The following is a 10,818-nucleotide window of genomic DNA, read 5'->3' as shown; positions in this document are numbered from 1 at the left end:
ATTACATCGACCCCGACACCTGCATTGACTGCGGTGCCTGCGTCCCCGAGTGTCCATATGAAGCCATCTTCCCTGAAGACGAGGTCCCCGAAGCCTACACCATGAAGCCTGGCCAGGTCCGCATGATCATGCGCGCGCCGGGAGACATTGAGCGCTACGAAGCCCAGGGGGGCGAGGTGGTCAATCTCCGGGAGGATATCCCCTTCAATTACAAGTTCTTTAAGGAGGGCCCCGGCTACAGCGCCCGCCAGATGTAACGCCTGGAAAAGCCCTCCGGAAAGGACGTTACAGGCCCCGACCGGGGATCGGTCGGGGCCTTGTTGCATCAGGGGCGGACTCAGGCCGCCCCCAAAACCTTCCCTCAGAGAGAAATCGCGAGTTCGTCCAAAGTCCAGTTTTAAAGTTCACCATAGTTGTAAAAGAAGTGCACCAGCGCTTCGATCCCTCGGGACCAGGTAGGCAGATGAAGCTTCTCGTTCGGGGCATGATAGTTATCATCGGGCAGCCCGAAGCCGGTCAGCACCGATTCCACCCCCAAGATCTCCTTGAGTTGCGTGACGATGGGAACGGTCCCCCCCTCCCGCTTGAAAAGCGGACGTCGACCCCACACGGCCTCCAGAGCGTGGCTCATCGCCTGCACTGCCGGATGGTTCCGATCGGTCAGGGAGGCCCGCACCCCCGCCATGCGGATGACTTCCCAGCGCACGGTCTTCGGGGCGTGCGCCTCCAGATAGCGCAGCAGCTGCCGATAGACTTCCTCCGGATCCTGATCCGGCACCAGGCGCATGGAGATCTTGGCCATCGCGTAAGCCGGCAACACCGTCTTCGCCCCGGGGCCGGTGAACCCTGCGAGGAGCCCATTGACCTCCAGAGTGGGCCGCGTCCCGATGCGCTCAATGGGGGTATAGCCGGCCTCTCCCCATAGGGCCGGCGCGCCGGTTAGCTCCCGATAGAAGCGCTCATCCATCGGCAGCCGGGCCAGCTCGGCCCGTTCTTCCTCCGTCAGAGGGCGCACCCGGTCGTAAAACCCAGGGAGCGTCACCCGGCCCTCCGCATCGTGCATGCCGGCGATCAGCTCGCAGAGGGCTTGGGCCGGGTTGTGCACAATGCCGCCGTAGAGCCCGGAGTGCAAATCGTGGGCCGGCCCGTAGACCCGGAGCTCGAAGTAGGCCAGGCCCCGCAGCCCGTAGGTGATCGTCGGCTGATCGGGAGCGATCATCCCGGCATCGGGGTTCAGGGAGACCGTGCACTGCAGACGCTCGCGGTTTTGCTGGATGAAAGCCGGCAGGCTGGGGGAGCCGATCTCCTCTTCCCCCTCGATCAGAAACTTCACATGAACAGGAAGAGAACCCGTTCGAACGAGGGCCTCGAAAGCGGCGATGGAGGCCATGACCTGTCCCTTCATGTCCGAGGCGCCGCGGGCGTAAAGATTCTCGCCCCGCACCGTCGGCTCAAAGGGACCGTTTTCCCAGAGGTCCAGCGGATCCGGGGGCTGCACATCGTAATGGCCGTAGACCAACACGGTGGGGGCCTCCGGCCGATCCGCATGGACCTCCCCATAAACCACCGGGTGGCCTTGCGTGGGAAGGACTTCCACCCGTTCCGCCCCGGCCTTCCGCAACCGATCCGCTACCCATTCGGCAGCCCGGCCGATGTCCGCGAGATGAGCTGGATCTGTAGAGACAGAAGGGATCCGAAGGAAATCCTTCAGCTCTTCCAGGAACCGATCCCGGTTCCGCCGCACATATTCCAGGGCTTGAGAACGCGGATCCGACATCGATGCGCCTCCCGGTTATGGATGAACCATGTTTCCCAGGCCAGGGGGGACGCTGAAAGGCAGCCCTCGCCAGCCTGGGGCTCTGAAATTCATACAGTCTGAACCTCCCCGCGACGCATAACGCCACCAAATCGGGCGGCGATCTCTGCGGAAGAAGGATAATCCTCACATCCCATATAGGCCGCCAGGGTGGGATGCACGGCGCGAATGGCCTCGTAGATCCGCATCGCGATATACCGATAGGCGAAATGGCCGTTGGGCCCTCCCCGCAGCCGGCACAGATGATACGCCTCGCGCAGGTTCATGGTCATCAGCACACGCCGATAGACTGCGTTCGGCAGCACGTAGGCCGCCGCCTCGCCGACCGCTGGCCGCATGGCCTCCCACAGCGCCATCGCCGCCTCCACGGCGGCCCGATAACGCGCCCCCACCCCGGCTTCCTCCATGGCCCGCGGGACCGCATAACCGTAGGCGGTGGTCAAGGCCTGAGGGGTCTGCGTCATCATCCGATGGCGCTTGAGATCATAATAGGCCCCTTCGTCCATCAGGCAATCGAACGTGTAGACGATATGCTCCAGCTCCCGCACCGGAACGTCGAAGGGGCTCCGGCCGCCCAGGGCATCCTCCAGGATCCTCCGACGATCCTCCGGGCGAAGCTCCCGCGCCCAGGCCAGAGCGGTCTCGAAGCTGACCGCCCGAAACCGATACAGGCATGCGGCGATCAACCGAACTTCCGCGTCCGGATCCCACGACACCAGACGGACCCCATCGGAGGGAATGGAGTCCTCCGGGAGCGCCATCGCCCATCCCTGCAGCCGGGCTGCGCTGTTTTGCAAATACGCGTTGGGCTCCGCGTATTTGAGCAGGGTGGGGACTTCCTGAAGCGCTACAGCTTTCACAGCGCGGGCGATCTCGCGGACCTCCGCCAGGGGATGTGAGAGCCATTTCCGGAGCCCATGCTCCAGGGCGCGAGCGTTCACCGTCATCCCGATGTTGGTCAGGGTGGCGGTGGGCAACAGGTATCGGCAGACGTCCATCGCCCGGATGCGCAAGCGGGTGCGATAGGTCTTCTCACCCTCTTCGGGGCGCCGTGGGAACCAGGCTTCCACCACCCGCCCGACCGGCTCCATAGCCGCGTGATAGGTCTCGAAGAGCTGCTCCACGGCTGCCTGGTAAGCATCCCGGAAGGAAGAAGCGGCGATCTCCGGCGGCACATAGAAGGATTCCCGGTCCAGGATCTGAAAACGGGTGGATTTCTCGGTGAAGGAAGCTAGCCGGACCCCCTCGATGGCCTCGGCGGCCAGACGGGAGATGTTCTCGAAGGCAATATGAAGAACGGCGTGCTCGGCCACCGAAGCATGGCCATAGCCGATGACCCACTTCTCATGGAACTGCGAAGCGGTTTCATCGCTGAGGCTTTCCGCAATCACGTCAAAGGGTTCCGGGCTGCGGCTGGTCTTCGCAAAGGCCACGGCGATCACTTCGGGACGATATCGGCGGGGATCCAGCAGGTAGATCCTTCTCGCCCGCATCCGGCTACCTCTCCTTAAAAACAGGATCCTGCCTGCTTGCTGATTCTGCCTGCGAACCTACGGGATGGCAAACTCGGGTTACACATCTTGGGGGACAAGTCTGGGCCCGTTCCAAGGCACCCATAGAGGACACCCCACCTGCAGCATTGGCGCACGAAAGCTTATGAGGGCGAACCCCTGCGCCACCCCTGCTCTACAACCCGGATGAAACGTGGGTTAAGATTGAAAGAGAAATCCCGTTCCATGAGGGCCTCCCATGCGCGCGGTGGATATTATTGAGAAGAAGCGGGATGGAGGGGAGCTTACGCCGGAGGAAATCCGGTTCTTTGTGGAAGGGTTCACCCGGGGGGAGATCCCCGACTACCAGGCGGCGGCTTTCCTGATGGCGGTCTATTTCCAGGGCATGACGCCCCGCGAGACGGCGGAGCTCACCCTGGCGATGGCCTATTCCGGACAGGTGCTGGATCTTCATGACATCGCCCCGGTGGTGGTGGATAAGCACTCCACCGGCGGCGTAGGGGACAAGGTGAGCCTGGTGGTAGTGCCGCTGGTGGCCGCCGCTGGCCTCCCGGTGGGCAAGATGAGCGGCCGCGGCCTCTCCTTCACGGGGGGAACCATCGATAAGCTGGAGTCCATCCGAGGATTGCGCGTAGAGCTCACCGTGGAGGAGTTCCGGGAACAATTGCGTCGGGTCGGCGCGGTCCTGTGTGGGCAATCCGCAGATCTGGCCCCCGCCGATGGGAAATTCTACGCCCTGCGGGATGTCACCGGGACCGTTCCCAGCATCCCCCTGATCGCCGCCTCCATCATGAGCAAAAAGATCGCCGGCGGGGCAGACGCCATCGTCCTGGACGTGAAGGTCGGCAACGGCGCTTTCATGAAAACCCTGGATCAGGCCCGCGCCCTCGCCCGGCAGATGGTGGACATCGGCACGGCTCTGAACCGCCGGGTGGTAGCGGTGATCTCGGACATGAATCAGCCTCTGGGGGAGGCCGTGGGCAACGCCCTGGAGGTGAAAGAGGCCATCGCCACCCTTCGGGACGATGGACCTGCGGACTTTCGGGAACACTGCCTGACCATCGCCGCCCACATGCTGCATTTGGGAGGGCGGGTGAGGCATCTGGAGGAGGCCCGCCGGCTGGCGGAGGCCACCCTTGCTTCGGGGGCCGCCTGGGAGAAATTCCGGGCCCTGGTCGCCGCACAGGGAGGGGACATCCTTCAAATCGAAGATCCGGAACAGCTCCCGCACGCCCGGCTGATCCGTGAGATCCCTGCTCCGGCGGAGGGCTACCTGGCAGAGGTGCGGGCCTATGAGATCGGCATGGCGTCGGTCGCCCTGGGCGCCGGGCGAACAAAGAAAGGAGAACCGGTGGATCCCGCGGTGGGGATCATCGTGCATCGAAAGGCAGGGGATTTCGTGCGTCGAGGGGAGCCGCTCTTCACCGTGCACGCCAATGAGGAGGGGCGTCTGGCGGAAGCGGAACGCTGGCTGGCTCGCGCCGTGCGCATTCAGGAAGCGCCTGTCTCCCCGCAGCCTCATATTTACGAGATCCTCTCCAACGTGAGCGATCACCCCGGCCAGTAGCGCTTCGTGATAGGGCTGAGGGTGCAAGGCCACGGCCGAAGGCTTTTTGAGGCCTGAAGGGTCCCAGAAAAGGAGACCATGACTCGACGAAATCATGCTCTGCTCGCCCTGAGCGCTATCGCGCTGGGATGGGCGCTTATGATTTTCACGATCTGGCGCCTGTATCCGGAACAGTCGCCGGCCCGGCTGCTGGTCACCCTTGGGATCGGGCTGACCGTATGGGGATTTCTCTGGTTCCCGATGGAATTCCTCCATCGACGCTTCAGTGCCCAGGAGGAAGAAGAAAGCCACAAGCGGATAATGGAGCAGGTCTGGCGGCGCAGCGGATGGGGAGCCCTCTGGGTCTCCGTCCTCGCCATGCTCTTCCTCCAGCGCGCGCTGCGATGGGAATGGTCCCTCCTGTTCGGGACGCTGTTGCTCGGAGCCGAGCTCCTCTGGATGGCTACCGAGTCATCGCAGAAGCCGGGATCCCTGCTGACAGGCCGACGTCGGGTCGGCCGGCGTTAGCCGTTTTGCTGAGGTGGGATGGGGAGCCATCAAAGGCAGCCCTCAACTTCTGGGCAGCGCGCACGGGAGGCAGATCGCGCTTTCTTGTTTGCAGGTATGGGGAGGCGTGTGGGCCGCCTCTGGCAGCCCTGCCCACCTACCCGATCATCTCCCCTCTCGGAGGCCCGCGGGGCTTCGGGAAGGAGAGGATACAAGAGGAGGGGTCATCGGCGCAGCATCCCACCTGTCAGCCGTGAAGCACTAAGAAGCACGATCCGATTTCTTCCTCAATATTTATCTCGCTGATACTGAAAGGGGGAGCCCATGAGCGAGCGCAAGGCGGCGATCCGAACTCATCTGGAGCAAACGCGGGCAGAGGTGCTGGCCATCGCTTCCCGGCTACGGGAGGCCGACTGGGAGAAATCCGTCCAGGGTGAGCATGGCAAGTGGACCGCCCGCCAGGTGCTGGCCCACCTGGCCGCCGCGGAGATCGGCCAGATGTCCCGTATCCAGCGGGTCCTGGCGGGCGAGCGCTATATGCCAGAGGGATTCAACCTGGATCTCTGGAACGAACGCCAGGTGCAGAAGCGGGAGAATCAGAAAGTGGAGGATATCCTGAAGGACCTGGAAGCCTCTCGCCAGGCGCTGCTCAGCCTCCTGGATTCCTTAAACGAGGAGCAGCTGGATATCGAAGGGCAGCACGCCATCGGAGCGATGATGACGGTGGAGCAGATGTTTTATCACGTGGGGAACCACGAGCGGGATCATGCCGCCGAGCTCCGGCGCGCCCTCGAATGAAAGCGCCCGGTAGGGGAAGGACATGCCCCTCGCATATCCGGTGCAGCATAGGAGTTGTGCGGTTGGAAGCCGATCGGACGAAGTGGAATGGCCCCACCCCTTGTTTCCCCTTCCCACGGCCCAAAGGGCCATGGGAAGGGGGGATGAAACTGTTGGGGCGGTCCGGGCGCCAAAGGCGCCCAGACCGCCCCAAAGACCCTAAAGAGGAGCAAACGGCGTAAACTCCTGTTTGTATCTCCTTCGTGGTTGCACTCGCCCACCGATAAAACAGCGCTCAAAAAACAACCCGAACCCTGCGTCTTTCACGCAGGGCCGGGCGATTGAACTTCCCGGGCGATTTCTTATTCAGCCGGCTGGCTCTTCGTCCGTTCCTCTTCCACCAGCACGCGGCGGAGGACCTTTCCGACCATGCTCTTCGGCAGCTCCGTTCGGAATTCGATGTGGCGCGGGATCTTATAGGGGGCCAGTTTGTCCCGGCACCACTCCCGGATCTCCTCGGCGGTCGCGGTCTGCCCCTCGTGGAGCACCACCCATGCCTTAACGGCCTCGCCTAAATGCAGATCGGGGATTCCAGCGACCGCCACCTCTTTGATCTTGGGATGCTGGGCCAGGATCTCCTCCACCTCCCGTGGCCACACCTGATAGCCGCCCGGCTTGATCACCTCCTTCTTGCGGTCCACGATATAGAAATAGCCGTCCTCGTCCATCCGCGCGATATCGCCGGTGTAAAGCCATCCGTTCCGAAGGGTGTTCTCGGTCTCCGTGGGGCGGTTCCAGTAGCCCTGGAACACCTGCGGGCCGCGGAGGACCAGCTCTCCGATCTCCCCAGGCGGCAGCTCCGTGACCCCATCCTCCAGGCTGACGATCTTTGCATCGACATCGGGCATGGGGATCCCAATGCTTCCTTCCTTGTTTAACCCATAGAGCGGGTTGCAGTGCGTGGCCGTGGGCGCCTCGGAGAGGCCGTAGCCTTCCACCAGCTTCGCCCCCGTGATCTCCTCGAACCGCCGCTTGATCTCCAGCAGCAACGGCGCGGCACCGGAGATGCAGGCGCGGATGGTGCGCAGGTTGTATTTGCCCGCCTTCACATCCGGGTGGTTGTTGATGGCGTTGTAAAGGGTAGGAACACCGGGGAACATCGTCACCCGATACCGCTGTAGCCCGTCCAGCAGCGTATGCAGATCCCGCGGGTTCGGCACCAGCACCAAGGTGGCGGCGATCTGCATGGCCAGGCCCAAGGCCACGATCATTCCATAGGCGTGGAACAGGGGGAGAGCCCCCATAATCACTTCCTGGCCCTCCCGAAGCTGAGGATCCCATGACCGAACCTGCAGGACGTTCGCCACGATATTGCGATGGAGAGCCACCGCCCCTTTGGAGAGCCCGGTGGTCCCGCCGGTATACTGGAAGATCGCCACATCGTCCGGCCCGACTTCCACCGTCGGCCGCTGGTCCGGCCGGTAGCGCTGGAGCAGATCATGGAACCACACGTCGTTGTCCCGCAACGTCACCCGGTCCCCTTCTTTGCGTTCCCGGGCCAGGGTATAAAGGATCTTGAGCAACGGGCTCATGAACTCCTTGATGTGGGCGGCGACCACCCGGCGCACCTGGGTGTTGGGCTGGATCGATTTCACCCGCTCATAGATCCGGCTGAGGACGATGGCCACCGTAGCGCCGGAGTCGGCCAGCTGGTATTCCATCTCACGGGGCGTGTAGATGGGATTTGTGGCCACCACCACACCGCCGATCTTCTGCACCGCGAAGTAAGCGATGACGAACTGAGGGATGTTGGGCATGATCAGGGCGACCCGATCGCCCTTTCGCACGCCCAGCTCATGATAAAGGGCAGCTGCCATGCGATCGGAGAGCTCGTTCAGCTCACGATAGGTCATCGCGCTCCCCGCAAATCCCTGGTGGGCCGGCTTGAAGATCAGCGCGGGGCGATCCGGGAAACGACGAGCGGAGTCCTCGAGGAACCGGAAGAAGGGGATCGGGGGATACTCCAGGGAACGGGGAACGCCGGGGTCATAGAACCGATACCACGGACGATCGTTCACCATCGCTCCCTCCTGGTCGCGAAAGGATGGTTGGGGGAAACTAGAGGAACATCCTTCCAGTGGGGAACCGCTCACCCCCTGGCATCGGGATCCAGCGCCTCTCCTCCCCCAGTGGGCCCGGCAGGATTCGAACCTGCAACCGACCGGTTATGAGCCGGCTGCTCTGCCGTTGAGCTACGGGCCCCTCACGCAAGCATATAAGAGGGACTCCAGCCCCATTGAAGGAGCGGGCGACGGGACTCGAACCCGCGGCCTTCTGCTTGGAAGGCAGACGCTCTACCACCTGAGCTACGCCCGCATCCAGTCGGGGCGGTCGGATTCGAACCGACGACCCCCACGTCCCAAACGTGGTGCGCTAACCTGGCTGCGCCACGCCCCGATGCAATTTAATTATAGCACATCTTGTATCACACCGTTCATCCCTCGATTAAGGCATAGAACCAGCTGCTCCTGGCAATCGACTCTACCCAAAAAGGGTGAGACTTACCAACAGAGCACTGGGGGTGAAAGCAAGCGGGAGATGGAGGTCCCAAACAGGGAGGGGAGAGGGCTGCGCGGCCGCATCTGTAAGAATAGTCAGAAATCAATGCCGCGACATCGATTCGCTCTCCCCTCCATATCCCAAGCAGATATTAGGGAAGAGCAAGAAGGATAGAATAGGGGACTTAGGCAATTAATCGAGCGATCTCCTGGAAAGCAGGTTGAAGGGCGGGGTAAAGCTTCCGGTAGAGGGGATACATTTCGTTATAGAAACGAGCGGCCGGCCCTGGAACTGTGCGCCCGGTGATCCGAATGACTGCCGAACAGGCCGATGGGACATCCGGGAATACTCCAGCGCCAACAGCTGCCAGCAATGCGGCACCGTAGGCTGCGCCCTCGGTCGTGTTGACCGTGACCAGCTCCGCGCCCAGCACGTCTGCGAGGATCTGCCTCCAGAGAGCGCTGCGGACGCCGCCGCCTGAGGCGCGAACCTGAGTGATTTCCGTTAGCCCTGATTCCTTCATCAGCTCAAAACTGTCGCGAAGGCCGAAGGCAACCCCCTCTAGAACCGCTCGGGTCATATGGGCAAGCGTATGACGGACCGTCAGGCCCACAAAAGCACCGCGGGCCAGTGGATCTGGATAGGGCGTTCGCTCCCCCGTTAGATAGGGCAGGAAAAGCAGGCCCTCACAACCTGGAGATACCTCTCCTGCCGGTCGCAGAAGGGTATCAAAGTCGGTGACTGGAGCCACTGTATCCCGGTACCAGCGCAAGCTGCCTCCGGCCGAAAGCATCACTCCCATCAGGTGCCAGCGGCCGGGAACAGCGTGGCAGAATGAGTGGAGCCGCCCCTGAGGCTCTATGAAGGGCTCCTGAGTGCTGGCGAAAACGACGCCTGATGTCCCCAGGGTGAGGGCCACAACTCCCGGCTCCACCGCGCCAACCCCTACCGCCTGTGCGGACTGATCGCCACCACCAGCCACGACCGGTGTTCCCGCTCTCAGGCCCGTCTCCTCCGCAGCGTCAGGTGTAACCCTTCCCGTAATCTGCGGACCCTCGAAGGTCGGAGGAAGCCACTCGGGGTCGATCTCTAAAGCGTTCAGGACTTCTGCAGACCAATCCCGCTTCCTGAGATCGAAGAGGATCGTCCCGGCTCCATCCGCCTTATCGATCGCAAACTCACCAGTCAAACGGTAACGAACATAGTCTTTGGGCAGCAGGATGTGGCGGACGCGCCGGAAGATCTCCGGCTCATGGTTTCGCACCCAAAGGATTTTAGGAGCGGTGAAACCGGCTAGGGCATCGTTACCAGTGATCTGGATCAACCGATCTTTCCCCAAGCGAGCCCGGATCTCATCGCACTCCGCGGCAGTACGCTGGTCGTTCCATAGGATTGCAGGGCGCAGAACTTCACCCCTTTCATCCAGCAGAACCAGCCCGTGCATCTGCCCGGTCAGGCCAATTCCCCCGATATCAGCAGGGTCCACCCCGGACTCCGCCAGTACCCTGCGGATGCTGTCCACGGTCGCTGTCCACCAGAGATAGGGATGCTGCTCCGCCCACATCGGCCGAGGCGTCTCATAGGCATACTCAGAAGAAGCCACGGCGACCACTTCACCATCAGGGTCGATTATCAGAGCCTTCGTGGCCGTCGTGGAGACATCGATGCCCATAAAGAACGCCATCTCCCCCTTCCTCCTCGACCCAAAGTCTGGAGCGACCTCCCTTACCAGCTCAAAGCACATCGTTTCTACGACAGCAGCGCCACCGCAACCCCAATGTGACAGGATAAGCGTCCAGCGAGACGCAAGACGCAAAGCCCGACGCCTAGCCTTTCGCTTAACTTATCTCACACCCAGGAGGATTTCAATCGTCAGCTGGTCCAGCCGCTCATAAGCCCAGCCCCGCTTGCCCAGCGCGACCCGATCAAATGAAGCCATCTTCAGCGCCGCTGCTTTCTCAGGAGTGTATCGCCCCTTAAACATATCCATCGAACCATCATCGGCGTTGATCTCCTTCAGCAGCGCCTGAATCTCCGGGTCTGAATTCCACTGTTCCGCCTTCTCCTTCAGAATGAGATAGGTTCGCATACAGCCTCGAGCA

The 10,818-nt window shown here is 62.2% G+C and carries 8 protein-coding genes, 3 tRNA genes and 1 pseudogene; 4 read left to right on the top strand and 8 right to left on the bottom strand.

The window, feature by feature from the left end; genetic code table 11:
* Positions 1–257: ferredoxin family protein (locus NZM16_RS12140; RefSeq protein WP_295480601.1), on the top strand; the 257-nt coding region annotated here is incomplete at its 5' end.
* Positions 258–397: 140 nt separating this feature from the next.
* Here the strand turns inward: NZM16_RS12140 and NZM16_RS12135 are convergent.
* Together NZM16_RS12135 and NZM16_RS12130 are read right to left on the bottom strand one after the other, a co-directional pair.
* On the bottom strand, positions 398–1,777 hold the full coding sequence (locus NZM16_RS12135) for a dipeptidase (RefSeq protein WP_295449793.1): 1,380 nt from the start codon (positions 1,775–1,777) through the stop codon (positions 398–400).
* An 89-nt stretch (positions 1,778–1,866) separates the two neighbouring features.
* On the bottom strand, positions 1,867–3,309 hold the full coding sequence (locus NZM16_RS12130; RefSeq protein ID WP_295480599.1) for an FAD-dependent thymidylate synthase: 1,443 nt from the start codon (positions 3,307–3,309) through the stop codon (positions 1,867–1,869).
* Positions 3,310–3,565: 256 nt separating this feature from the next.
* On the opposite strand from NZM16_RS12130, the gene NZM16_RS12125 reads away from it, so the two are divergent.
* From NZM16_RS12125 to NZM16_RS12115, 3 genes are all read left to right on the top strand, one after another.
* Complete coding sequence (locus tag NZM16_RS12125; RefSeq protein ID WP_295480598.1) at positions 3,566–4,894, top strand: thymidine phosphorylase; 1,329 nt, start codon at positions 3,566–3,568, stop codon at positions 4,892–4,894.
* A 78-nt stretch (positions 4,895–4,972) separates the two neighbouring features.
* Positions 4,973–5,401, top strand: coding sequence for a hypothetical protein (locus NZM16_RS12120; RefSeq protein WP_295449785.1), 429 nt, complete (start codon positions 4,973–4,975; stop codon positions 5,399–5,401).
* A gap of 303 nt (positions 5,402–5,704) precedes the next feature.
* The gene (locus tag NZM16_RS12115; protein ID WP_295449782.1) at positions 5,705–6,178 is read left to right on the top strand and encodes a DinB family protein; all 474 of its coding nucleotides are present in this window, start codon (positions 5,705–5,707) and stop codon (positions 6,176–6,178) included.
* Positions 6,179–6,519: 341 nt separating this feature from the next.
* Here NZM16_RS12115 and NZM16_RS12110 read toward each other — a convergent pair whose 3' ends face one another.
* The 6 genes and pseudogenes from NZM16_RS12110 to NZM16_RS12085 all read right to left on the bottom strand — a co-directional run.
* On the bottom strand, positions 6,520–8,238 hold the full coding sequence (locus NZM16_RS12110) for a long-chain fatty acid--CoA ligase (RefSeq protein WP_295480596.1): 1,719 nt from the start codon (positions 8,236–8,238) through the stop codon (positions 6,520–6,522).
* A gap of 109 nt (positions 8,239–8,347) precedes the next feature.
* Positions 8,348–8,419 (bottom strand) — tRNA-Ile (locus tag NZM16_RS12105).
* A 41-nt stretch (positions 8,420–8,460) separates the two neighbouring features.
* Positions 8,461–8,533, bottom strand: a tRNA-Gly gene (locus tag NZM16_RS12100).
* 6 nt (positions 8,534–8,539) lie between these two features.
* Positions 8,540–8,614: transfer RNA gene (locus NZM16_RS12095), tRNA-Pro, on the bottom strand.
* A gap of 286 nt (positions 8,615–8,900) precedes the next feature.
* Complete coding sequence (gene xylB, locus NZM16_RS12090) at positions 8,901–10,400, bottom strand: xylulokinase (RefSeq protein ID WP_295480594.1); 1,500 nt, start codon at positions 10,398–10,400, stop codon at positions 8,901–8,903.
* Positions 10,401–10,559: 159 nt separating this feature from the next.
* Positions 10,560–10,818, bottom strand: a pseudogene (locus tag NZM16_RS12085) (xylose isomerase); the annotation flags it as partial.

The sequence above is a fragment of the Thermoflexus sp. genome, assembly GCF_025055495.1.
GTDB lineage: Bacteria > Chloroflexota > Anaerolineae > Thermoflexales > Thermoflexaceae > Thermoflexus.
The sequence above is the reverse complement of the archived record's forward strand: the minus strand, read 5'-3'. Positions and strand labels throughout refer to the sequence as shown.

Coding starts and splice junctions, on each gene's coding strand:
- NZM16_RS12135 (WP_295449793.1), bottom strand. CDS start 1,777: ATGTCGGATCCGCGTTCTCAAGCCCTGGAATATGTGCGGCGGAACCGG.
- NZM16_RS12130 (WP_295480599.1), bottom strand. CDS start 3,309: ATGCGGGCGAGAAGGATCTACCTGCTGGATCCCCGCCGATATCGTCCC.
- NZM16_RS12125 (WP_295480598.1), top strand. CDS start 3,566: ATGCGCGCGGTGGATATTATTGAGAAGAAGCGGGATGGAGGGGAGCTT.
- NZM16_RS12120 (WP_295449785.1), top strand. CDS start 4,973: ATGACTCGACGAAATCATGCTCTGCTCGCCCTGAGCGCTATCGCGCTG.
- NZM16_RS12115 (WP_295449782.1), top strand. CDS start 5,705: ATGAGCGAGCGCAAGGCGGCGATCCGAACTCATCTGGAGCAAACGCGG.
- NZM16_RS12110 (WP_295480596.1), bottom strand. CDS start 8,238: ATGGTGAACGATCGTCCGTGGTATCGGTTCTATGACCCCGGCGTTCCC.
- xylB (WP_295480594.1), bottom strand. CDS start 10,400: ATGGCGTTCTTTATGGGCATCGATGTCTCCACGACGGCCACGAAGGCT.